The organism is Streptomyces sp. TRM70350 (assembly GCF_019219825.1).
Taxonomy (GTDB): Bacteria; Actinomycetota; Actinomycetes; order Streptomycetales; family Streptomycetaceae; genus Streptomyces.
Map to the genome: position 1 here is coordinate 157124 of NZ_JAHUXH010000008.1, position 20231 is coordinate 177354.

Sequence of the window (20231 nt, forward strand, 5' to 3'; positions counted from 1 at the left end):
TCGGTTGACCCTCTCCCCGGCGTTATGGAAGGCGGTGTGGAGGGCGGTGTGGAAGACGTTGTGGCACACGCGTCAGGGCACGCGCCGCGACGCCAGCCACTCGGTGTAGCTCTCGCTGCGCGCCGCCACGCCCGCGTGCGCCCTGCGGGCCTGCGCGAGAACGGTGGCGGCGGTGGCGGCGTTGTCTGCGTCATCCCTGTTATCCGTGTACTGCGCCACCGCATGCCGGCCGAGCAGGTGCCGCCAGGTCAGCGGCGTGCCGCGCAGCGGTCGGGTGACGATCCCCGGCGTGGTCGGGAACGTCGCCCGGCACAACCCCACCGCCCGTCCCACCTGCACCAGATGGACGAGGGACGAGGTGTCCGTCTCGTACATCCGGCGCGGTGCGAACCCGGCACGCGCGCAGGAGGCCGTGAAGCAGTCCCCGAAACACCCGTCGCCGGGCACGCACGCCCACTCCTCGTCGGCCAGTTCGGTCAGCGCGACCTCGTGCGCGGCGGCGACGGCATGCCCCTCGGGGACCATGACGAACACCGGGTCCACGGCGACTTCCTGCCAGAGCAGTTCCTCGGCGCCGGGCGGGGCCGCCGACCCGCAGGTCCCGGCGAGCGCGAAGTCCAGCCGCCCCTCGGTGAGCAGTTCGGCCAACTGCCGCTCGGACCAGGAGGTACAGGTCGTCACGCGGGTGTCGGGCACCACGTCCGCCAGCCGGTCCACCAGCGCGCCGAGCAGCGGACCGTGGGTGCCGCCCAGCCGTAAGCAGGCCGTGGGGCGCGGGGAGCGGGCGAACCGCGCCGCCTCCTGCTGCAGTCCGGTCACCGCGGGCAGCACGACACGGGCGCGCTCCAGTACCAGCTCGCCGAGCGCCGTGGCCCGCACTCCATGCCGACCACGCTCGAACAACTCACCCCCCAGGGCCCGTTCGATGCGCTTGAGCTGTGCGCTCAACGCAGGCTGTGCAAGCCCGAGCGCCGTCGCCGCCCTGGTGAGACTCCCGGCGTCGGCAATGGCCCGGACCGTCTTGAGATGCCGCAACTCCAGCTCCATGAGCCGAGCTTGCGGCGGGGGAGGGGCGGGAGCAAGGGGTTGGTACAGACCAGTTGGGGCCGACCGTGCGCCCGCAGGGTCAGATGCGGTGGACCGTGTGCAGCGTGGTGGCGTAGAGGCCCGTGCCGTCCAGAAGTGACGCGCCGCCCAGGTCGGACATGGTCGGGCCGTTGACCGTCTTGCGGCTGGAGAGGAAGCGGCGTCTGCCTGTTGTGTCCTTGCCGAGGTAGATGCCGACGTGGTCCACCGTGACCGTCGCGTTGTCGTCGCCCGAGTCGGCGTTGAAGAGGACCAGGTCGCCGGGCTGGAGCAGGGGTGCGGCGGGCGGGTTCGTGCCGTCGGTGCGGGCGATGCGTACGCCGGGGGCGTACTCGGCCATGTCGCGGGACTTGCGGGGTATCCGCGTGCCGGAGGTGTCCTGGCCCGCGGCCATCGGTACGCCCATGTGGTAGCCGTACACCATCCGCGTGTAGCCCGAGCAGTCCAGGTTGCCGACCTGCTTGCTGGACGGGCCCGTGTAGGCGCCGTCGGGGAAGGTCCAGCCGAGGTTCATGTACTCGTGGAAGTCGGCGCCCTCGTAGCGGTAGCCCTGCGGGTCCAGGTAGCCGTACCCGGACTCGCCCAGGACCTGCTTGTCCTCGGCCGGTCCGGAACCGGCGACGACGGCGGGCGCACCGGCGAGGAACATCGCCGCGTGGGCGAGGACGTCCGGCGCGGTGGAGCCGGACCAGCCGCGCACGATCCCTTCGAGCTCCGGGGTCCAGGTGCCGTCGAAGGGCTCCGGCAGTACGCGCACCCAGTCGCCGTGGGTGACGGTGGGCGGCGTCGCCCAGTTCGCGGCGCTCACCTCGAAGTGACTGACGAGCAGTCTGACCGGCAGGTTGGTGCAGCCGTCGTTGGCGAGCGCGCGCAGGCCGACGCGTCCCTTGCCGAAGGCGGTGTCGGTGACGTCGACGGCCCAGGCGGACGGTTCCGTGGTGGCCGAGCGCCAGGCCTTGACCCGGATACGGGTGCCCTCGCGGCGGACCCGGATCGTCCAGTCGGTGCCCGCCGGCACGTCGGTGGCGAGGGTGGTGGCGGACGTCAGCTGGGTGACCGCGTCGGCGACCTCCTTCTCCACCCGCAGCTGGACGTCGCCGCCGGTGGTGAAGGACAGCCGGGCCCGGTAGTTGTTGTGGGTGTCCTGGTAGCCGAAGGACAGCGCGTAGGAGCAGGCCTGCCCGGTGGGCACCTTGTCGAACCGGGCCACGGACCGGACGTCCACGTCCGTGATCTCCCCGTCCCGGACGCTGGCGTGGCGGCTGGCGTAGTCGGTGGTGAGGGCGATGACGCCGGTGCCGGGCGCTACCGAGTAGTCCGTGTCGGCGGGCCCGAGGGTGGACCAGCTTCCGCCGCCGGGGGAGCTGCCCCAGGTGTCCGCCAGCGTGCGCTGGAAGTCGTCGGCGAAGGGCTTCTTGTTCTCCGTGAAGGTCCGCTCCGGGCCGGGCAGTACGACGGTCCGGGCCCCGTGGGTCAGCAGGGCGACGCGGCGGCCGCCCGAGGTGACCTCGGTGCGGGCCGGGGTGCCCGGCAGCACGGTCGCGGTGAGCGGTGTGCTCAGGGTCACCTGCGTGAAGTAGGAGGCGTTCAGCGGCGGCAGCGTCACCGAGGAGCGGGCCGAGGTGAGACCGGCGGAAGCGGCGAACGGCTCGACGGCGTGCACCGACCCGGCGGCGCGCGCCGGAGCGGCGGCCAGGCCACTGAAGGGGACGGAGGCGGCGGAGGCCGCGAAGACGGCGAGCAGGCTGCGCCGGGAGGTGATCGACATGCCGACCATGATCGGGGCAGGCGGGCGGCGGAAGATAGCCGTCCGCTGAGGGGCGGGGGCGAGGGCGGGGGCGGGAGCTGGTGGGGCGGGCGGCGGCCGGTGGGTGTGGGGCCCGGGGTGGGGTGGTGTCTTGTGGCTGGGGGTGTGGGCTGGCGGTGTTTGTGGCTGTGGGGCCGGTGTGAGTGGCGGTGCCTGGTGGCTGTGGGCCGGGGCGGTTGGGGCGCCGGGGCTGTGGGCCGGGGTGGTCGGTGGCGTCAGGGGTGCTGGCCGGGGAGCTGGGGTGTGTGGTGGCTGTGGGGTCGGTGGGTAGCGGTGCCTGGCGGATGTTGCTGCCCGGGCGGTTCACCGGGGCTCCCGGCACCGGGCGGCTGGTGGCGTGAGGGGTGCTGGCCCGGGGACTGGGGTGTGGTGGCTCTGGGGTGGGTGTGGGTAGCGGTGCCGGGTGGATGTTGCTGCCGGGGCCGTTGGGGGTCGCCGGGGCTGTGGGCTGAGGCGGTTGGTGGGGTCAGGGGTGCGGGCCAGGGGATCGGCGTACCTGGTGGTTGGGCGGCCGGGGCGGTTGGGGGTCGCCGGAGCTGTGGGGCGAGGTGGTCGGTGGCGTCAGGGGTGCGTCCCCGGGGCTGGAGTGCGTGGTGGCTGTGGGGCGGCTGTGGGTAGCGGTGCCTGGCGGATGTTGCTGCCGGGGCCGTTGGGGGTCGCCGGGGTTGTGGGCGGGGCGGTTGGTGGGGTCAGGGGTGCTGGCCAGGGGATCGGCGTGCCTGGTGGCTGTGGGCCGGGGCGGGCAATGGTGCCTGGCGGATGCTGTGCGGGCGCCGTACCTGATCGGCGTAGTGGCGCGCGGCAGTGGCGGGTGGGCGGATCGGTCGCGGTTTAGGGTCCCCGTTATGAAGAGGGTCCCCGCATGAAGCCCAGGGCGGGCGTCGCCCTCACCTCGGTCATGGTGGTGCTCACGCTGACGACCGGCGTGATCGAGGCCGTCAGCTTTCTCGTGCTGGGCCCGGTGTTCACGGCGGTGCAGACCGGGAACCTCCTCTTCCTCGGCTTCGCGCTCACCGGCGCGCCCGGCCTCTCCCCGGTCGCGGCCGGGATCTCCTGCGCCGCTTTCGCGGTGGGCGCGCTGTTCGGCTCCCGGTTCGAGTCGATCGTGGACACCCACGGCCGCCGCTGGTTCGTGCCCGGCCTGATCGTCGAGGCGCTGCTGCTGGGACTCGGCGCTCTGGTCGCCTGGCGCACCGGCGTCGACGAACCGGACGTAGCCCCCACCGGTCACCACTTCGCCGTGATCGCCCTGGTGGCCGCGGCCATGGGCGTACGCAACGTCACCACCCTGCGGGTGCCGGTCCCGGACGTGCCCACCACCCTGTCCACCCGTGCCCTGACCGCCCTCCTCAGCGGCCTGTCCCCGGTCCCCGACACCCGCATCGGCTCGGGCCTTCTCCGCGAGGGCCGCCGCCTCGCCTCGGTCGGCGCGATGTTCGCGGGCGGCCTTCTGGGGGGCTGGCTGCTCCATGAGGCGGTGCGTCCGGCGGTGGTCCTGCTGGTGCCCGCCGCGCTGGTGCTGCTGCTGGGCCTGGTGTTCTGGGCGGCGCCGCGGGAGCGGACGTCGGAGCCGGGGTGAGGTGCTCCGGCTTTCGTGGCCTGCTGCATCCGCGGCCTGCTCCAGCAGGGCGCGGGCCTTGGCCGTCCCTGGGGCAAGGCGTCGGCGGCACCGCCGAGTTCGTGGCGTACCGGATCAGTGACCGACGTCGTGGTCGCCCGCTTCGACGAGGCCGCTCTCGTAGGCGAAGATCACGATCTGGATGCGGTCGCGCAGCCCGAGCTTGGTGAGGATGTTCGACACATGCGACTTGACCGTGGCGGCGCCGATGACGAGTTGCTCGGCGATCTCCGCGTTGCTCGCGCCTCGGGCGACGGCGGTCATGATCTCGCGCTCGCGGCCCGTGAGCCGTTCCAGCCGGCCCGCGACGGCGGTGTTGGCGACCTGGCGCGGGGCGAAGCGGTCGATGAAGCGCCGGGTGATCGACGGGGCCAGCAGCGTCCCGCCCTCGGCCACGGTACGTACGGCGGTGGCCAGTTGCTCGGGCGGAATGTCCTTCAGGACGAACGCGCTGGCGCCGGAGCGCAGCGCCTTGTAGACGTACTCGTCCGGGTCGAACGTGGTCAGGATCAGCACTCGGGGGCCCCAGTCGGCCTCCTGAAGGATTCGCGACGTCGCTTCGAGGCCGTCCATCTCGGGCATGCGGATGTCCATGAGGATGACGTCCGGGCGGTGCAGGCGCGCCGCGTCGACCGCCTCCACGCCGGTGCCCGCCTCGGCCACCACCTCGATGTCCGGGTGGACCCGGAGGATCATCGCGAAGCCCCGCCGTACCAGCGCCTGGTCGTCGGCCACGACGACACGGATGCTCACCGGGGCTCTCCCTTGGGCTCTCCCCTGGGTGTCCCCGTGACGGGCTCTCCCGTGACAGGCTCTCCCGTGACGGGAAGCCGGGCGGTGAGCCGAAATCCGCCGCCGGGACGGGGCCCGGCGTCGAGGCCGCCGCCGAGCAGGACTGCTCTCTCCCGCATACCGACGATGCCATGGCCGGGCATGCCCCCGTGGGCGCCCGACATCGACCGGACTGCGGCGCCGCGGCCGTCGTCCAGGATCTCGATGGTGAGGCCGTCGCCCTCGCCGCGCAGACGCACCTCGGTGCGGGTGCCCGGTCCGCTGTGCTTGAGCACGTTGGTCAGCGCCTCCTGGACGATGCGGTACGCCGAGAGATCCACGCGGGCCGGCAGCGGCGCCCGGACGCCGTCCGTGACCGTGACGTCCAGACCCGCCTCGCGGACCTCGGCCACGAGCCGGGGCAGATCGGCCAGGCCCGGCTGGGGGCCCAGACCGTCGCCCTCCGCCTCCGGCCGCAACACTCCCAGCAGGTGCCGCAGTTCGTCCAGTGCCTGGCGTCCCGCTTCCTCCACCGCCGCCATCGCCTCCAGGGCGCCCCGCGGATCCTCGGCGGCCACCATCCGGGCCGCCCCGGCCTGCACGGTCATCATGCTCACCCGGTGGGCGACCACGTCGTGCAGCTCCCGGGCGATGTGAGAGCGCTCCTCGGTCACGATCCGCCGTGCCTCGGCGACCTGCTCCTGGCGCAGCCGGGCGGCACGCCCCGCCCGTAGCCGCAGCCGGCGACCGAGGTACCAGGCCCCGGACATGACGACGGCGCCGAAGCCGATGTCCCCCCACGGGACGGGGCGCAGCAGGCCGTCGACGGTGACCGCGGCGACGGCGGCGACGACGCCGAGCGGTCCCCACCGGGTGTCGTCGGTGTGCCGCCCGACGGCGTACAGCGCGACGATCACGATGCCGCCCATCGTGGAGTAGCTGCTGCCCAGCGTCGGGGCCCATGCGGCGAGCGTCACCCACAGGACCGCGACGGGGCTGCGCCGACGCCGGTAGAGCGCCGCGCCCGCCACCACGAAGAGCGGCAGGGCGGGGGAGAGGACGCGGGTGAGCGGGCGTACGGCCATCGCGTCCCCGGGAGCGTCCTCCAGGACCACCGCCGCCAGGAACATCGCGGTCGCGAGGACGGCGTCCGCGGTGCGCGGCCAGCGGGTGAACGGGCCGCGGAACCGGCCCGGCACACGGCGGCCCGGAGTCTCGGCATGCGGCACCGTGCGGTTCATCGTCGCTCCCACCAGAGGCGTCCGGTGCCCAGGCGCGGGCCGTCGGGGCGCACCGGGCACGTCATCGTAAGTCCGGCTCCGAGACACCGTCACCCGCCTGCGGACGGACGTGGTCCTCCGTCGCCGGGCGGAGCAGGCGTCCTGTTCCTCCCGCCGCGCGGGGGAGCTTCGAACCCATCGGGCGGCGGGAGACCGCGCCGGTGCCGGCGCCCACGATGGAACCGCTCAAGCCTCTTGCCGACGGAACCGCTCAAGCCTCGTGCCGGTCGCCGCCGGTCGCCGACCAGCGCCGCCGGTCGGCCGCCCACCCGCGCCCGACCGAACCCCCCCCGCTGGTCGGCACCCGTCCCAGCCCCCGTCCCACAGGAGCCTCAGCCATGAAGCGACTCACACGCCGTATCGGCGACGCGAGCGCCCGCCGACCGTGGGTGACCATCGCCGCCTGGGTGGCCGCCCTGGCCCTCGTACTGCCGCTGGCCGGGGTGGCCGGCGGCGCGTTCGCCGACGATCTCGTCGCCCCCGGCAGTCAGAGCGAGGAGGCGATGGAACTCCTGGAGGAGCGCTTCCCCGAAGCGTCCGGTGGCACGGCCATGGCCGTTTTCGCCGCCCCGGAGGGGGACCGGATAGAGCGCCACCGGCCCGCCGTCGAGGCGGCGGTGGCCCGGATCGCCGACGTGGAGCACGTCGCCACGGTCACCGACCCCTTCCGCGCGGGCACGGTCTCGCAGGACGGGCGGATCGGCTTCGCCCACGTCGCCTTCGCCCTACCGCCGATGGACGTGAACCCCGAGCAGATCGACGCACTGGACGGCGCGATCGAGCCCGCACGCGACGCCGGTCTCGTCGCCGAACTCGGCGGCGACACCGTCTTCATCAACGCCGAGACACCGACCTCGGGCGCCGAGGCGGCGGGCCTGCTGGCCGCGCTGGTCGTCCTGGTGGTCGCGTTCGGCACGATCGTCGTCGCGCTGGTCCCGATCGCGCTCGCGCTGGTCGCCGTCGCCGCCGGCCTGGGCAGCATCACGCTGCTGGCCCACGCCATGGACGTCTCCACCGCCGCCCCCACGATCGGCGCGATGATCGGCCTCGGCGTCGGCATCGACTACGCCCTGTTCATCGTCGCCCGCTGCCGGGAGAACCGTACGGCCGGACAGGACGCCGCCACCGCGCTGTCGAACGCCATGGCGTCGTCCGGCGCGGCCGTCCTGTTCGCCGGCAGCACCGTCGTCGTGGCGATGGCCGCGCTGGCACTGACCGGTCTGGGCTTTCTGACCTCGATCGGCCTGAGCACCTCGCTGGTCGTGCTGTTCGCCGTCGCGACCGCCCTGACGCTGCTGCCCGCGCTGCTGTCCCTGCTGGGCGACCGCATCCACCACAGGCGCCGCCGGGTCTCCCGGACCCGTCGCACGAAGAACCCTGAGAACACGGTGTGGTGGCGGTTCGCGCACCGCGTCTCCGCCCGGCCGTGGCGCCACCTGATCGCCGCGTCCGCGGTGCTGCTCGCCCTGGCCGCCCCCGCGCTGCGCATGGAGACCGGCTTCCCCGACGCGGGCGACGACGCGACCACCACCACGCACCGCCGCGCCTACGACCTGCTGGCCGAGGGCTTCGGGCCCGGCTTCAACGCCCCGCTGCTGATCGTCGCCGACCTGCGCGGCCCCGGCGTGGACGCCGAAGGCATCCCCGAGCTGTCCCGGAGCCTGGCCGCCGACCCCGGCATCGCGTCGGTCGGCGAGCCCCGGACGTCCGCGGCGGGGGACACCGTCGTCCTGCCCGCCCTCCCCACCACGGCCCCGGCGGACGCCGCGACCTCCGCCACCCTCGCACGCGTCCGCGACGCGGTGCCCGACAACGTCGCCGTCTCCGGCCTCACCGCCATGACCGACGACCTCACCCGCCAGCTCACCCACACCCTGCCGCTGTTCATCGCCGCGATCATCCTGGTGTCGTGCCTGCTGCTGATGCTGGTGTTCCGCTCCGTCGCGGTGCCGCTGAAGGCGGCCGTGATGAACCTGCTGTCCATCGGTGGCGCGTACGGGGTCGTGGTGGCCGTCTTCCAGTGGGGCTGGCTCGGGGGCCTGTTCCACCTCGACGAGACCCTGCCGATCGCCTCGCCCCTGCCGACGATCTTCTTCGCGGTCCTCTTCGGCCTCTCCATGGACTACGAGGTGTTCCTGCTGTCCCGGGTGCGGGAGGAGTACGACGCCACGGGCGACCCGGCCGAGTCGGTGGCGCGCGGCATGGCGGTCACCGGCCGCGTGATCACCTCCGCCGCGCTGATCATGACGGTGGTCTTCCTCAGCTTCGTCGCCAACCCGTCGCCGCTGGTCAAGATGATGGGCCTGGGCCTGGCGACCGCTATCGTGCTCGACGCCACGATCGTCCGCATGGTGCTGGTCCCCGCGGCCATGGCCCTGCTGGGCCGCGCCGCCTGGTGGCTCCCCCGCGCCCTCGACCGGCGGCTGCCCCGCATCGGCACGGAGGGCCCGGCTGCCCCACCGCCACCGGCCGAGACCGCGCTCGCTCCCACCGGTCCCCGGAGCGGCTGAGGTCCACCGCGGGCCCGTGGCCGGTCACCGCGTCAAGTGGCGGCCGGCCAGCTCCCGGATCCGGTCCACGTCGGCGGCGTCCCGCACGGCCCGCTTCGGCAGCACGCACATGCCGCCCACCGTGTCGTCGAGCGACAGCACGAACAGGCCGGGGGTCTCCCGACAGTCCCGGAAACCGTGCCAGTGGTGGGTGGCCGTCGAGACGGGCGTCCGGGTGTGTATGCCCTCGTCGTCCATGCGGATCGTGTACGGCCGCTGCGACTCGTCCCAGCGAAGGAGCATCCCCGCCCGGCGGCGCAGGCGCATCCTGTCGTAGAGCGAGCCCAGCAGCGTTCCCACCAGCGGGGCCAGCAGCATCCACGCCACCGGCCGCAGCCCGGACGGAAGGACCACCGCCAGGCAGACCACCACCGCGGACGTTCCCAGAAGGGGCTTCCACCAGGCGTCGCTGTTCCAGCGCGAGCGCAGGCGCAGCGCTTCCACCAGGTCCGCCAGAGTCGTCTCGCCCCGCAGTTCGACCGCCTGGTCCGCGGGGCTCTGTCTCGGGGTGTCGTCCATGGCAGGAGCGTAGTCGCCATCGGAGTTTGACCTGCGTCACCCCCGGGGTATTCTCTCCGGCTCGATTGGCCAGCCCCCCGCCCCATATGGCAGACTGTCCGAGTTGCTCGGTCGAGTGTTGATGCTGCGCGCCTCCCGCCGGGAGGACCGGAAGCGAGTCCCACAGTACTCGTCGTCCCTGATCAGGGGCGGACGTACGGGAATCTTCCGGGAAGCGTGGGCGCGGCACCGGCCAGGCGCCCGGTGGGCTTCTCGCCCCCGGTTCACGGTTCGGCAGGGCCGTGTGCAATCCCGCGGGGATGTTCGGACAAGGGACATCCGTGTCAGCGGGAGTGCGACACGCCCGACCGCGTGGGTCGGAGGAGAGCAAGGGAACACCGGGTTCCAGAGCTGTAGAGAGACAGGACTACGAAGTAGCCATGGCGGGACAGAAGATCCGCATCCGGCTCAAGGCCTACGACCACGAGGTCATCGACTCCTCGGCGAAGAAGATCGTCGAGACGGTGACCCGTACCGGTGCGTCGGTCGCGGGCCCGGTGCCGCTGCCCACTGAGAAGAACGTGTACTGCGTCATCAAGTCGCCGCACAAGTACAAGGACTCGCGCGAGCACTTCGAGATGCGCACGCACAAGCGCCTGATCGACATCCTCGACCCGACCCCCAAGACCGTTGACTCTCTGATGCGACTCGACCTCCCGGCCGGCGTCGACATCGAGATCAAGCTCTGAGGCCGGTGATCTGAAGATGGCTAAGCAGATCAAGGGCATCCTGGGCGAGAAGCTCGGTATGACGCAGGTGTGGGACGAGAACAACCGTGTTGTTCCGGTCACCGTCGTCAAGGCCGGGCCCAACGTCGTCACCCAGGTCCGCACGAACGACGTCGACGGCTACGAGTCCGTCCAGATCGCCTTCGGCGAGATCGACCCGCGCAAGGTGAACAAGCCCCTCAAGGGCCACTTCGCCAAGGCCGACGTCACCCCCCGTCGTCACCTCGTCGAGATCCGCACGTCGGACGCCTCCGAGTACACGCTCGGCCAGGAGATCACCGCTGAGGTGTTCGAGGCCGGCGTCAAGGTCGACGTGACCGGCAAGAGCAAGGGCAAGGGCTTCGCCGGTGTCATGAAGCGCCACAACTTCGGTGGCCTCGGCGCCGGACACGGCACCCAGCGCAAGCACCGCTCCCCCGGTTCCATCGGTGGCTGCGCCACCCCGGGCCGTGTGTTCAAGGGCCTCCGCATGGCGGGTCGCATGGGCAACGAGCGGGTCACCACCCAGAACCTGACCGTCCACGCCGTTGACGCGGAGAAGGGTCTGCTGCTCATCAAGGGCGCGGTTCCCGGTCCGAACGGCGGCCTCGTCCTGGTCCGCACCGCGGCCAAGGGGGCCTGAGGTAACCGATGAGCACTGTTGACATCCTTTCGCCGGCGGGCGACAAGGCCGGTACCGTCGAGCTCCCCGCGGAGATCTTCGACGTTGAGAAGGTCAGCATTCCGCTGATCCACCAGGTCGTCGTCGCACAGCTGGCCGCCGCCCGTCAGGGCACGCACAAGACCAAGACCCGTGGCGAGGTCCGCGGCGGTGGCAAGAAGCCGTACCGCCAGAAGGGCACCGGTCGCGCCCGTCAGGGTTCGACCCGCGCGCCGCAGTTCGCCGGTGGTGGCGTCGTGCACGGTCCCGTGCCGCGCGACTACTCGCAGCGGACCCCGAAGAAGATGAAGGCGGCCGCCCTGCGGCACGCCCTCACCGACCGGGCCCGCCACAACCGCATCCACGTCGTCTCCGGCGTCGTCGAGGGCGAGACCCCGTCGACGAAGGCCGCCAGGACGCTGTTCGGCAAGATCTCGGAGCGCAAGAACCTGCTCCTGGTCGTCGACCGCGCCGACGAGGCCGCGTGGCTGTCCGCCCGCAACCTGCCCCAGGTCCACATCCTGGAGCCGGGCCAGCTGAACACGTACGACGTTCTCGTCTCGGACGACGTGGTCTTCACCAAGGCCGCTTTCGAGTCCTTCGTGTCCGGCGCGCCTTCCGCCGAGCGGAGCAATGACACCGAAGGGAGCGAGGCCTGATGGCTATCCGTCACCCCGCCATTGCCTCGAAGGCCGCCAAGGCCGCCAAGGCCGCTCGCGTCGCCAAGGCGCGTCGCCACGCCACCGAGGGCAAGAACACCGTCGAGACGCCGCTGAGCAAGTCGTACACGGACCCCCGTGACGTCCTGCTGAAGCCGGTCGTCTCCGAGAAGAGCTACGCGCTGCTCGACGAGAACAAGTACACGTTCGTCGTCGACCCGCGGGCCAACAAGACCCAGATCAAGGAGGCCGTGCAGTCGGTCTTCCAGGTCAAGGTCACCGGGGTCAACACGATCAACCGCCAGGGCAAGCGCAAGCGGACCCGCACCGGCTTCGGCCAGCGCGCCGCCACCAAGCGCGCGATCGTGACCCTCGCCGAGGGCGACCGTATCGACATCTTCGGCGGTCCGACCTCCTGACCGGAGGTCCGGATCGTTCGATATCGGACGAGGACTGAGAAATGGGTATCCGCAAGTACAAGCCGACGACTCCTGGCCGTCGTGGCGCCAGCGTCGCCGACTTCGTCGAGGTCACGCGGTCCACGCCGGAGAAGTCGCTGGTCCGTCCCCTGCACAGCAAGGGCGGCCGTAACAATTCCGGTCGTGTGACCGTTCGCCACCAGGGTGGCGGACACAAGCGCGCCTACCGCGTGATCGACTTCCGTCGTCACGACAAGGACGGCGTGCCGGCGAAGGTCGCGCACATCGAGTACGACCCCAACCGCACCGCGCGTATCGCGCTGCTGCACTACGCCGACGGCGAGAAGCGCTACATCCTCGCGCCGCGCGGCCTGCAGCAGGGCGACCGCATCGAGAACGGTCCCGGGGCCGACATCAAGCCGGGCAACAACCTGGCCCTCCGCAACATCCCGGTCGGTACCACGATCCACGCGATCGAGCTCCGTCCCGGTGGCGGTGCCAAGTTCGCCCGCTCCGCCGGTGCCTCCGTGCAGCTGCTCGCGAAGGAGGGCTCCATGGCCCACCTGCGCATGCCGTCCGGAGAGATCCGCCTGGTCGACGTGCGCTGCCGCGCCACCGTCGGCGAGGTCGGCAACGCCGAGCAGTCGAACATCAACTGGGGTAAGGCCGGCCGCAAGCGCTGGCTGGGCGTTCGCCCGACCGTGCGTGGTGTGGTCATGAACCCGGTCGACCACCCGCACGGTGGTGGTGAGGGCCGTACCTCCGGTGGCCGCCACCCGGTTTCCCCGTGGGGCAAGAAGGAAGGCCGTACTCGTTCGCCCAAGAAGGCGTCGAACAAGTACATCGTCCGCCGCCGCAAGACGAACAAGAAGCGCTAAGGACGGGTTGAGATGCCTCGTAGCTTGAAGAAGGGGCCCTTCGTCGACGACCACCTGATGAAGAAGGTGGACGCCCAGAACGAAGCCGGCACCAAGAACGTCATCAAGACCTGGTCCCGTCGCTCGATGATCGTGCCGGCCATGCTCGGCCACACGCTCGCGGTGCACAACGGCAAGACCCACATCCCGGTGTTCGTCACCGAGTCGATGGTCGGCCACAAGCTCGGCGAGTTCTCGCCGACGCGCACCTTCCGGGGCCACGTCAAGGAAGACCGGAAGTCGAAGCGCCGCTAGGCGCGGATCGCAACAGACAGTAAGTAACTGAAGGGACAACCATGGAAGCCAGGGCCCAGGCGCGGTACATCCGCGTCACGCCCATGAAGGCCCGCCGCGTGGTGGACCTCATCCGTGGCATGGACGCCACGGAGGCCCAGGCGGTCCTGCGATTCGCTCCGCAGGCTGCCTCGGTTCCGGTGGGCAAGGTGCTCGACAGCGCCATCGCCAACGCCGCGCACAACTACGACCACACCGATGTCGACAGCCTCTTCATCTCCGAGGCCTACGTCGACGAGGGCCCGACCCTGAAGCGGTTCCGTCCGCGCGCCCAGGGCCGTGCCTACCGGATCCGCAAGCGGACCAGCCACATCACCGTGGTCGTCAGCAGCAAGGAAGGAACCCGGTAATGGGCCAGAAGGTAAACCCGCACGGGTTCCGGCTCGGTGTCACCACCGACTTCAAGTCGCGCTGGTACGCCGACAAGCTGTACAAGGACTACGTCAAGGAAGACGTCGCCATCCGTCGGATGATGACGTCCGGCATGGAGCGCGCCGGTATTTCCAAGGTGGAGATCGAGCGCACCCGTGACCGCGTCCGCGTCGACATCCACACCGCTCGCCCGGGCATCGTCATCGGCCGCCGCGGCGCCGAGGCCGACCGCATCCGCGGTGACCTGGAGAAGCTGACCGGCAAGCAGGTCCAGCTGAACATCCTCGAGGTCAAGAACCCGGAGACGGACGCTCAGCTGGTGGCCCAGGCCGTCGCCGAGCAGCTGTCCTCCCGCGTCTCCTTCCGCCGTGCCATGCGCAAGAGCATGCAGTCGGCGATGAAGGCGGGCGCCAAGGGCATCAAGATCCAGTGCGGTGGCCGTCTCGGCGGCGCCGAGATGTCCCGCTCGGAGTTCTACCGCGAGGGCCGGGTGCCCCTGCACACGCTCCGCGCGAACGTGGACTACGGCTTCTTCGAGGCCAAGACGACCTTCGGCCGCATCGGTGTGAAGGTCTGGATCTACAAGGGCGACGTCAAGAACATCGCCGAGGTCCGCGCCGAGAACGCCGCCGCCCGTGCGGGCAACCGCCCGGCCCGCGGTGGCGGTTCCGACCGCCCGGCCCGTGGTGGCCGCGGTGGCGAGCGGCGCGGTCGCAAGCCGCAGCAGTCCGCCGCGGCGGCCGAGGCCCAGACGGCCGAGACGCCCGCGGGTGCCGCCGCCGAGCCCAGCGCTGCTGGAAAGGAGAGCTGACCCATGCTGATCCCCCGTAGGGTCAAGCACCGCAAGCAGCACCACCCGAAGCGCAGCGGTATGTCCAAGGGTGGGACGCAGGTTGCGTTCGGCGAGTACGGCATCCAGGCGCTGACCCCGGCGTACGTGACGAACCGCCAGATCGAGGCGGCTCGTATCGCCATGACCCGTCACATCAAGCGTGGCGGCAAGGTCTGGATCAACATCTACCCCGACCGCCCGCTCACCAAGAAGCCGGCCGAGACCCGCATGGGTTCCGGTAAGGGTTCGCCGGAGTGGTGGGTCGCCAACGTCAAGCCCGGACGCGTGATGTTCGAGCTGTCGTACCCCAACGAGAAGATCGCCCGTGAGGCGCTGACGCGTGCGGCCCACAAGCTGCCGATGAAGTGCCGGATCGTCAAGCGCGAGGCAGGTGAAGCGTGATGTCGGCCGGTACCAAGGCGTCCGAGCTGCGCGAGCTGGGCAACGAGGAGCTTCTGGCGAAGCTTCGCGAGGCCAAGGAAGAGCTGTTCAACCTCCGCTTCCAGGCGGCGACGGGCCAGCTCGAGAACCACGGCCGTCTGAAGGCGGTCCGCAAGGACATCGCCCGGATCTACACCCTCATGCGTGAGCGTGAGCTCGGCATTGAGACGGTGGAGAACGCCTGATGAGCGAGAACAACGTGACTGACCAGAACACTGAGGCGCGCGGCTTCCGCAAGACCCGTGAGGGCTACGTCGTCAGCGACAAGATGGACAAGACCGTCGTCGTCGCCGTCGAGGACCGCGTCAAGCACGCCCTGTACGGCAAGGTCATCCGCCGTACGAACAAGCTCAAGGCGCACGACGAGCAGAACGCCGCGGGTGTCGGCGACCGCGTCCTCCTGATGGAGACCCGGCCGCTGTCCGCGACCAAGCGCTGGCGCGTCGTCGAGATCCTCGAGAAGGCCAAGTAATCCCTGCGGGGCTTCCCGCAGGACAGAACCGCCGCCTCGGCTGGGGTCCGTGAAACGACGTGCGGACCCCAGACGGGAAACCGGCTGAGCTGCGTACATCACCAGCGCGAGAAGCGCGAGTGTTTTACGGAGCCCGCTGGGCGGCCCCGTAATTCCTGCGGGATTCGCTCGCAGGACAGTTCCGCCAGGCTCGGGGCGGAGTCACCTGTGTAAGTGTGACTGCGCCCCGGGAACCGGCAGACAACCAGGAGATAGACGTGATCCAGCAGGAGTCGCGACTGCGTGTCGCCGACAACACTGGTGCGAAGGAGATCCTTTGCATCCGTGTGCTCGGTGGCTCCGGTCGCCGCTACGCGGGTATCGGTGACGTCATCGTCGCCACCGTCAAGGACGCGATCCCCGGTGGCAACGTGAAGAAGGGTGACGTCGTCAAGGCGGTCATCGTTCGCACCGTCAAGGAGCGCCGCCGTCCGGACGGCTCGTACATCCGCTTCGACGAGAACGCCGCCGTCATTCTGAAGAACGACGGCGACCCTCGCGGCACCCGTATCTTCGGCCCCGTCGGCCGTGAGCTGCGCGAGAAGAAGTTCATGAAGATCATCTCCCTCGCGCCGGAGGTGCTGTGAGCATGAAGATCAAGAAGGGCGACCTGGTCCAGGTCATCACCGGCAAGGACAAGGGCAAGCAGGGCAAGGTCATTGCCGCTTACCCGCGCGAGGAGCGCGTCCTGGTCGAGGGTGTCAACCGGGTCAAGAAGCACACCAAGGCCGGTCCCACGGCTCGCGGCTCGCAGGCCGGTGGCATCGTCACGACCGAGGCGCCGATCCACGTCTCCAACGTCCAGCTGATCGTGGAGAAGGACGGCAAGAAGGTCGTGACCCGCGTCGGCTACCGCTTCGACGAAGAGGGCAACAAGATCCGCGTTGCCAAGCGGACGGGTGAGGACATCTGATGACGACCACCACCACTCCGCGCCTGAAGACGAAGTACCGCGAGGAGATCGTCGGCAAGCTGCGTGACGAGTTCAAGTACGAGAACGTCATGCAGGTTCCGGGCCTCGTCAAGATCGTGGTCAACATGGGTGTGGGCGACGCCGCCCGCGACTCCAAGCTGATCGAGGGCGCCATCCGCGACCTCACCACGATCACCGGTCAGAAGCCGGCCGTCACCAAGGCCCGCAAGTCCATCGCGCAGTTCAAGCTGCGTGAGGGCCAGCCGATCGGTGCCCACGTCACGCTCCGTGGCGACCGCATGTGGGAGTTTTTGGACCGCACCCTGTCGCTCGCGCTGCCGCGCATCCGCGACTTCCGCGGCCTGTCCCCCAAGCAGTTCGACGGCCGTGGCAACTACACCTTCGGTCTCACGGAGCAGGTCATGTTCCACGAGATCGACCAGGACAAGATCGACCGCGTCCGGGGTATGGACATCACCGTGGTCACCACGGCGACCAACGACGCTGAGGGCCGCGCGCTCCTTCGTCACCTCGGCTTCCCCTTCAAGGAGGCGTGAGCGAGATGGCGAAGAAGGCTCTGATTGCCAAGGCTGCTCGCAAGCCCAAGTTCGGTGTGCGCGCGTACACCCGCTGCCAGCGCTGCGGCCGTCCGCACTCCGTGTACCGCAAGTTCGGCCTGTGCCGCGTGTGCCTTCGTGAGATGGCTCACCGTGGCGAGCTGCCGGGCGTGACCAAGAGCTCCTGGTAATCCCGGTAATCAGGGATTCCCAAGGCTCTCGGTAAGCATCTAGGGGCGGTCAGACGCCCAGCTCACATACCTTAGGCTTGTGGGGTTGGGCGTCTGTCGCCGCCCGTACGACTTACTACGCCGTAGGTCCACCGCGCCGCACCCGTCCCGTCTCGGATCGGGGAGAGGGATGGCGCACCAGGAAACCCCGGCGAGAGAGGCCGAAGGCCAATTCATGACCATGACTGATCCGATCGCAGACATGCTTACGCGTCTGCGGAACGCGAACTCGGCGTACCACGACACCGTGGCGATGCCGCACTCGAAGATCAAGTCGCACATCGCGGAGATCCTCCAGCAGGAGGGCTTCATCACGGGCTGGCGCGTCGAGGACGCCGAGGTCGGCAAGAACCTCGTCCTGGAGCTGAAGTTCGGCCCCAACCGTGAGCGCTCCATCGCGGGCATCAAGCGGATCTCCAAGCCCGGTCTCCGGGTGTACGCGAAGTCCACCAACCTGCCGAAGGTGCTCGGCGGCCTCGGCGTGGCGATCATCTCCACGTCCCACGGGCTCCTCACCGACAAGCAGGCCGGCAAGAAGGGCGTAGGCGGAGAAGTTCTCGCCTACGTCTGGTAACGGAAGGGAACGGAGGAAACAGCTATGTCGCGCATCGGCAAGCTCCCCATCGCGGTTCCCGCCGGCGTGGACGTCACCATCGACGGCCGTACGGTCAAGGTCAAGGGCCCCAAGGGCGAGCTGACCCACACCGTCTCGGCACCGATCGAGGTCGTCAAGGGCGAGGACAGCACCCTGCAGGTGACCCGCCCGAACGACGAGCGTCAGAACAAGGCCCTGCACGGCCTGTCCCGCACGCTGGTGGCGAACATGATCACCGGCGTGACCCAGGGTTACGTGAAGAAGCTCGAAATCAGCGGTGTCGGTTACCGCGTGCAGGCCAAGGGCTCGAACCTGGAGTTCGCGCTCGGCTACAGCCACCCGATCACCGTCGAGGCGCCCGAGGGCATCACCTTCAAGGTGGAGACCCCGACCCGTTTCTCGGTCGAGGGCATCGACAAGCAGAAGGTCGGCGAGGTCGCGGCCAACATCCGCAAGCTGCGCAAGCCCGACCCGTACAAGGCCAAGGGCGTCAAGTACGAGGGCGAAGTCATCCGCCGCAAGGTCGGAAAGGCGGGTAAGTAAGCCATGGCATACGGGCAGAAGATCCTGAAGGGCGACGCCTACAAGCGCGCCGCGATCAAGCGCCGTCACATCCGGATCCGCAAGCGGATCAACGGTACGGCGGAGCGTCCCCGTCTGGTCGTGACCCGCTCCAACCGTCACATCGTGGCGCAGGTGATCGACGACCTGAAGGGCCACACCCTGGCGTCGGCGTCCACCCTGGACGCCTCGATCCGCGGTGGCGAGGGCGACAAGTCCGCGCAGGCCAAGCAGGTCGGTGCCCTGGTCGCCGAGCGCGCCAAGGCCGCCGGTGTCGAGGCCGTCGTGTTCGACCGTGGTGGTAACCAGTACGCGGGGCGCATCGCCGCCCTGGCGGACGCCGCCCGCGAGGCCGGACTCAAGTTCTGAGTCGGTTCCGTAGCTAGCGGAAACAGAGAGAGGTAATTCCAATGGCTGGACCCCAGCGCCGCGGTGGCGGTGCCGGTGGCGGCGAGCGGCGGGACCGGAAGGGCCGTGACGGCGGCGCTGCTGCCGCCGAGAAGACCGCGTACGTTGAGCGCGTCGTCGCGATCAACCGCGTCGCCAAGGTTGTGAAGGGTGGTCGTCGCTTCAGCTTCACCGCGCTGGTCGTGGTGGGCGACGGTGACGGCACCGTGGGTGTCGGATACGGCAAGGCCAAGGAGGTGCCGGCCGCCATCGCCAAGGGCGTTGAGGAGGCCAAGAAGCACTTCTTCAAGGTCCCCCGGATCCAGGGCACCATCCCGCACCCGATCCAGGGTGAGAAGGCTGCCGGTGTCGTGCTCCTGAAGCCGGCGTCGCCGGGTACCGGTGTGATCGCCGGTGGTCCGGTGCGTGCCGTGCTGGAGTGCGCCGGTATCCACGACGTGCTGTCGAAGTCGCTCGGCTCCGACAACGCCATCAACATCGTGCACGCGACCGTGGAGGCCCTGAAGGGCCTGCAGCGTCCCGAGGAGATCGCGGCCCGCCGCGGTCTGCCGCTGGAGGACGTCGCCCCCGCGGCTCTGCTGCGTGCGCGTGCCGGGGTGGGTGCGTAATCATGGCGCAGCTCAAGATCACGCAGGTCAAGTCCTACATCGGCAGCAAGCAGAACCACCGTGACACTCTGCGGTCGCTTGGTCTCAAGGGGATCAACACCGTGGTCGTCAAGGAGGACCGCCCCGAGTTCCGCGGCATGGTGCACACCGTCCGCCACCTCGTGACGGTCGAGGAGGTCGACTGATCATGGCGGAGAACAACCCGCTCAAGATCCACAACCTCCGTCCCGCCCCGGGCGCCAAGACCGCCAAGACCCGTGTCGGTCGTGGTGAGGCGTCGAAGGGTAAGACGGCCGGTCGTGGTACCAAGGGCACCAAGGCCCGCTACCAGGTTCCGGAGCGCTTCGAGGGTGGCCAGATGCCGCTGCACATGCGCCTCCCGAAGCTGAAGGGCTTCAAGAACCCGTTCAAGACCGAGTACCAGGTCGTGAACCTCGACAAGCTGGCCGCGCTCTACCCGGAGGGTGGCGAGGTCACCGTCGAGTCGCTGGTGGCCAAGGGTGCCGTTCGCAAGAACAGCCTCGTCAAGGTCCTCGGCCAGGGCGAGATCTCCGTGGCGCTGCAGGTGACGGTCGACGCCGTCTCCGGCTCCGCCAAGGAGAAGATCACCGCCGCCGGCGGTACCGTCACCGAGCTGGTCTGAACACTTCAGGCGTCTCGATGACTTGAGCGATCCCGACCGGGGATGCCCCACAAATGGGGTATCCCCGGTTGGTCGTTCCAAGGGGGGCAGTCCCGCGGGTAAGGTGGCCTGCACTGCCAACTTTCACAGCTGCCGCACCTCGGGCACTTTGAGCGGCAGTTGACCGTTACCCATGTCGTTGTTCTATTGGAACCTCAAGACCGTCACCCTTGACGCAGATGCGCGGGGGTCGCA

The 20231-nt window shown here is 69.9% G+C and carries 28 protein-coding genes; 23 read left to right on the top strand and 5 right to left on the bottom strand.

What is annotated here, in order from left to right; translation table 11 throughout:
* Nucleotides 1-72: 72 nt before the first annotated feature.
* Together KWI83_RS15600 and KWI83_RS15605 are read right to left on the bottom strand one after the other, a co-directional pair.
* Nucleotides 73-1047, bottom strand: coding sequence for a LysR family transcriptional regulator (locus KWI83_RS15600; RefSeq protein ID WP_218514963.1), 975 nt, complete (start codon nt 1045-1047; stop codon nt 73-75).
* A 79-nt stretch (nt 1048-1126) separates the two neighbouring features.
* Complete coding sequence (locus KWI83_RS15605) at nt 1127-2854, bottom strand: NlpC/P60 family protein (RefSeq protein WP_218514964.1); 1728 nt, start codon at nt 2852-2854, stop codon at nt 1127-1129.
* A gap of 901 nt (nt 2855-3755) precedes the next feature.
* On the opposite strand from KWI83_RS15605, the gene KWI83_RS15610 reads away from it, so the two are divergent.
* Complete coding sequence (locus tag KWI83_RS15610; protein WP_218514965.1) at nt 3756-4472, top strand: YoaK family protein; 717 nt, start codon at nt 3756-3758, stop codon at nt 4470-4472.
* Between the two features lie 114 nt (nt 4473-4586).
* Here the strand turns inward: KWI83_RS15610 and KWI83_RS15615 are convergent, their stop codons facing one another.
* Both KWI83_RS15615 and KWI83_RS39980 read right to left on the bottom strand, forming a co-directional pair.
* A complete protein-coding gene (locus KWI83_RS15615) occupies nt 4587-5264 on the bottom strand; it encodes a response regulator transcription factor (RefSeq protein WP_218514966.1) in 678 nt (225 codons plus the stop codon).
* Nucleotides 5261-6523, bottom strand: a complete 1263-nt coding sequence (locus KWI83_RS39980) for a sensor histidine kinase (protein ID WP_218514967.1) — start codon at nt 6521-6523, stop codon at nt 5261-5263. The genes KWI83_RS15615 and KWI83_RS39980 overlap by 4 nt, the downstream gene beginning before the upstream one ends.
* Nucleotides 6524-6900: 377 nt before the next feature.
* On the opposite strand from KWI83_RS39980, the gene KWI83_RS15625 reads away from it, so the two are divergent.
* On the top strand, nt 6901-9072 hold the full coding sequence (locus KWI83_RS15625; RefSeq protein ID WP_218514968.1) for an MMPL family transporter: 2172 nt from the start codon (nt 6901-6903) through the stop codon (nt 9070-9072).
* A 24-nt stretch (nt 9073-9096) separates the two neighbouring features.
* Here KWI83_RS15625 and KWI83_RS15630 read toward each other — a convergent pair whose 3' ends face one another.
* On the bottom strand, nt 9097-9630 hold the full coding sequence (locus KWI83_RS15630) for a YcxB family protein (RefSeq protein ID WP_218514969.1): 534 nt from the start codon (nt 9628-9630) through the stop codon (nt 9097-9099).
* Between the two features lie 419 nt (nt 9631-10049).
* Here KWI83_RS15630 and rpsJ point away from each other — a divergent pair, with 419 nt between their 5' ends.
* The 21 genes from rpsJ (at nt 10050) to rplO (ending at nt 19997) form a co-directional block, all read left to right on the top strand.
* The gene (gene rpsJ, locus KWI83_RS15635; RefSeq protein WP_003948644.1) at nt 10050-10358 is read left to right on the top strand and encodes a 30S ribosomal protein S10; all 309 of its coding nucleotides are present in this window, start codon (nt 10050-10052) and stop codon (nt 10356-10358) included.
* Between the two features lie 16 nt (nt 10359-10374).
* Nucleotides 10375-11019, top strand: coding sequence for a 50S ribosomal protein L3 (rplC, locus tag KWI83_RS15640; protein WP_218514970.1), 645 nt, complete (start codon nt 10375-10377; stop codon nt 11017-11019).
* Nucleotides 11020-11027: 8 nt separating this feature from the next.
* Complete coding sequence (rplD, locus tag KWI83_RS15645) at nt 11028-11696, top strand: 50S ribosomal protein L4 (protein ID WP_218514971.1); 669 nt, start codon at nt 11028-11030, stop codon at nt 11694-11696.
* Nucleotides 11696-12115 (top strand): 50S ribosomal protein L23, encoded by a 420-nt coding sequence (rplW, locus tag KWI83_RS15650; RefSeq protein WP_218514972.1) that lies wholly within the window; start codon nt 11696-11698, stop codon nt 12113-12115. The genes rplD and rplW overlap by 1 nt, the downstream gene beginning before the upstream one ends.
* A gap of 41 nt (nt 12116-12156) precedes the next feature.
* Nucleotides 12157-12993 (top strand): 50S ribosomal protein L2, encoded by an 837-nt coding sequence (rplB, locus tag KWI83_RS15655; RefSeq protein WP_171114344.1) that lies wholly within the window; start codon nt 12157-12159, stop codon nt 12991-12993.
* A gap of 12 nt (nt 12994-13005) precedes the next feature.
* Nucleotides 13006-13287 carry a 30S ribosomal protein S19 gene (gene rpsS / locus KWI83_RS15660; protein WP_030233885.1) on the top strand — a complete coding sequence of 94 codons (282 nt, stop codon included), beginning with the start codon at nt 13006-13008 and terminating at the stop codon, nt 13285-13287.
* Nucleotides 13288-13328: 41 nt separating this feature from the next.
* Nucleotides 13329-13676 carry a 50S ribosomal protein L22 gene (gene rplV, locus KWI83_RS15665; protein ID WP_006130776.1) on the top strand — a complete coding sequence of 116 codons (348 nt, stop codon included), beginning with the start codon at nt 13329-13331 and terminating at the stop codon, nt 13674-13676.
* On the top strand, nt 13676-14509 hold the full coding sequence (gene rpsC, locus KWI83_RS15670) for a 30S ribosomal protein S3 (protein WP_218514973.1): 834 nt from the start codon (nt 13676-13678) through the stop codon (nt 14507-14509). Before rplV ends, rpsC begins: the two co-directional genes overlap by 1 nt.
* A gap of 3 nt (nt 14510-14512) precedes the next feature.
* On the top strand, nt 14513-14932 hold the full coding sequence (gene rplP, locus KWI83_RS15675) for a 50S ribosomal protein L16 (RefSeq protein WP_093613754.1): 420 nt from the start codon (nt 14513-14515) through the stop codon (nt 14930-14932).
* Nucleotides 14932-15156, top strand: a complete 225-nt coding sequence (gene rpmC / locus KWI83_RS15680; protein ID WP_007494763.1) for a 50S ribosomal protein L29 — start codon at nt 14932-14934, stop codon at nt 15154-15156. Before rplP ends, rpmC begins: the two co-directional genes overlap by 1 nt.
* Nucleotides 15156-15443 (top strand): 30S ribosomal protein S17, encoded by a 288-nt coding sequence (gene rpsQ / locus KWI83_RS15685; RefSeq protein ID WP_141309628.1) that lies wholly within the window; start codon nt 15156-15158, stop codon nt 15441-15443. The genes rpmC and rpsQ overlap by 1 nt, the downstream gene beginning before the upstream one ends.
* 257 nt (nt 15444-15700) lie before the next feature.
* The gene (gene rplN, locus KWI83_RS15690) at nt 15701-16069 is read left to right on the top strand and encodes a 50S ribosomal protein L14 (RefSeq protein WP_003998823.1); all 369 of its coding nucleotides are present in this window, start codon (nt 15701-15703) and stop codon (nt 16067-16069) included.
* A gap of 2 nt (nt 16070-16071) precedes the next feature.
* Nucleotides 16072-16395: a 50S ribosomal protein L24 gene (gene rplX, locus KWI83_RS15695; protein ID WP_218514974.1), complete on the top strand. Its 324-nt coding sequence runs from the start codon at nt 16072-16074 to the stop codon at nt 16393-16395.
* Nucleotides 16395-16952, top strand: coding sequence for a 50S ribosomal protein L5 (rplE, locus tag KWI83_RS15700; RefSeq protein ID WP_141309629.1), 558 nt, complete (start codon nt 16395-16397; stop codon nt 16950-16952). Before rplX ends, rplE begins: the two co-directional genes overlap by 1 nt.
* Nucleotides 16953-16957: 5 nt before the next feature.
* Nucleotides 16958-17143: a type Z 30S ribosomal protein S14 gene (locus KWI83_RS15705; RefSeq protein WP_003956452.1), complete on the top strand. Its 186-nt coding sequence runs from the start codon at nt 16958-16960 to the stop codon at nt 17141-17143.
* A gap of 214 nt (nt 17144-17357) precedes the next feature.
* Nucleotides 17358-17756, top strand: coding sequence for a 30S ribosomal protein S8 (gene rpsH, locus KWI83_RS15710; protein ID WP_129799270.1), 399 nt, complete (start codon nt 17358-17360; stop codon nt 17754-17756).
* Nucleotides 17757-17780: 24 nt separating this feature from the next.
* Nucleotides 17781-18320 (top strand): 50S ribosomal protein L6, encoded by a 540-nt coding sequence (gene rplF / locus KWI83_RS15715; protein WP_218514975.1) that lies wholly within the window; start codon nt 17781-17783, stop codon nt 18318-18320.
* Between the two features lie 3 nt (nt 18321-18323).
* The gene (gene rplR, locus KWI83_RS15720; RefSeq protein ID WP_031118787.1) at nt 18324-18707 is read left to right on the top strand and encodes a 50S ribosomal protein L18; all 384 of its coding nucleotides are present in this window, start codon (nt 18324-18326) and stop codon (nt 18705-18707) included.
* A 41-nt stretch (nt 18708-18748) separates the two neighbouring features.
* Nucleotides 18749-19354: a 30S ribosomal protein S5 gene (rpsE, locus tag KWI83_RS15725; RefSeq protein WP_003998815.1), complete on the top strand. Its 606-nt coding sequence runs from the start codon at nt 18749-18751 to the stop codon at nt 19352-19354.
* A 2-nt stretch (nt 19355-19356) separates the two neighbouring features.
* Entirely contained in the window at nt 19357-19539 is a 183-nt protein-coding gene (rpmD, locus tag KWI83_RS15730) for a 50S ribosomal protein L30 (RefSeq protein WP_003998814.1), read from the top strand.
* 2 nt (nt 19540-19541) lie between these two features.
* Nucleotides 19542-19997, top strand: coding sequence for a 50S ribosomal protein L15 (gene rplO, locus KWI83_RS15735; protein ID WP_030601181.1), 456 nt, complete (start codon nt 19542-19544; stop codon nt 19995-19997).
* Nucleotides 19998-20231 lie beyond the last annotated feature (234 nt).

Excerpts from the sequence above, each read along its gene's own strand:
- KWI83_RS15600 (WP_218514963.1), bottom strand. The coding sequence starts at position 1,047 with ATGGAGCTGGAGTTGCGGCATCTCAAGACGGTCCGGGCCATTGCCGAC.
- KWI83_RS15605 (WP_218514964.1), bottom strand. The coding sequence starts at position 2,854 with ATGTCGATCACCTCCCGGCGCAGCCTGCTCGCCGTCTTCGCGGCCTCC.
- KWI83_RS15610 (WP_218514965.1), top strand. The coding sequence starts at position 3,756 with ATGAAGCCCAGGGCGGGCGTCGCCCTCACCTCGGTCATGGTGGTGCTC.
- KWI83_RS39980 (WP_218514967.1), bottom strand. The coding sequence starts at position 6,523 with ATGAACCGCACGGTGCCGCATGCCGAGACTCCGGGCCGCCGTGTGCCG.
- KWI83_RS15625 (WP_218514968.1), top strand. The coding sequence starts at position 6,901 with ATGAAGCGACTCACACGCCGTATCGGCGACGCGAGCGCCCGCCGACCG.
- KWI83_RS15630 (WP_218514969.1), bottom strand. The coding sequence starts at position 9,630 with ATGGACGACACCCCGAGACAGAGCCCCGCGGACCAGGCGGTCGAACTG.
- rpsJ (WP_003948644.1), top strand. The coding sequence starts at position 10,050 with ATGGCGGGACAGAAGATCCGCATCCGGCTCAAGGCCTACGACCACGAG.
- rplC (WP_218514970.1), top strand. The coding sequence starts at position 10,375 with ATGGCTAAGCAGATCAAGGGCATCCTGGGCGAGAAGCTCGGTATGACG.
- rplD (WP_218514971.1), top strand. The coding sequence starts at position 11,028 with ATGAGCACTGTTGACATCCTTTCGCCGGCGGGCGACAAGGCCGGTACC.
- rplW (WP_218514972.1), top strand. The coding sequence starts at position 11,696 with ATGGCTATCCGTCACCCCGCCATTGCCTCGAAGGCCGCCAAGGCCGCC.
- rplB (WP_171114344.1), top strand. The coding sequence starts at position 12,157 with ATGGGTATCCGCAAGTACAAGCCGACGACTCCTGGCCGTCGTGGCGCC.
- rpsS (WP_030233885.1), top strand. The coding sequence starts at position 13,006 with ATGCCTCGTAGCTTGAAGAAGGGGCCCTTCGTCGACGACCACCTGATG.
- rplV (WP_006130776.1), top strand. The coding sequence starts at position 13,329 with ATGGAAGCCAGGGCCCAGGCGCGGTACATCCGCGTCACGCCCATGAAG.
- rpsC (WP_218514973.1), top strand. The coding sequence starts at position 13,676 with ATGGGCCAGAAGGTAAACCCGCACGGGTTCCGGCTCGGTGTCACCACC.
- rplP (WP_093613754.1), top strand. The coding sequence starts at position 14,513 with ATGCTGATCCCCCGTAGGGTCAAGCACCGCAAGCAGCACCACCCGAAG.
- rpmC (WP_007494763.1), top strand. The coding sequence starts at position 14,932 with ATGTCGGCCGGTACCAAGGCGTCCGAGCTGCGCGAGCTGGGCAACGAG.
- rpsQ (WP_141309628.1), top strand. The coding sequence starts at position 15,156 with ATGAGCGAGAACAACGTGACTGACCAGAACACTGAGGCGCGCGGCTTC.
- rplX (WP_218514974.1), top strand. The coding sequence starts at position 16,072 with ATGAAGATCAAGAAGGGCGACCTGGTCCAGGTCATCACCGGCAAGGAC.
- rplE (WP_141309629.1), top strand. The coding sequence starts at position 16,395 with ATGACGACCACCACCACTCCGCGCCTGAAGACGAAGTACCGCGAGGAG.
- KWI83_RS15705 (WP_003956452.1), top strand. The coding sequence starts at position 16,958 with ATGGCGAAGAAGGCTCTGATTGCCAAGGCTGCTCGCAAGCCCAAGTTC.
- rpsH (WP_129799270.1), top strand. The coding sequence starts at position 17,358 with ATGACCATGACTGATCCGATCGCAGACATGCTTACGCGTCTGCGGAAC.
- rplF (WP_218514975.1), top strand. The coding sequence starts at position 17,781 with ATGTCGCGCATCGGCAAGCTCCCCATCGCGGTTCCCGCCGGCGTGGAC.
- rplR (WP_031118787.1), top strand. The coding sequence starts at position 18,324 with ATGGCATACGGGCAGAAGATCCTGAAGGGCGACGCCTACAAGCGCGCC.
- rpsE (WP_003998815.1), top strand. The coding sequence starts at position 18,749 with ATGGCTGGACCCCAGCGCCGCGGTGGCGGTGCCGGTGGCGGCGAGCGG.
- rpmD (WP_003998814.1), top strand. The coding sequence starts at position 19,357 with ATGGCGCAGCTCAAGATCACGCAGGTCAAGTCCTACATCGGCAGCAAG.
- rplO (WP_030601181.1), top strand. The coding sequence starts at position 19,542 with ATGGCGGAGAACAACCCGCTCAAGATCCACAACCTCCGTCCCGCCCCG.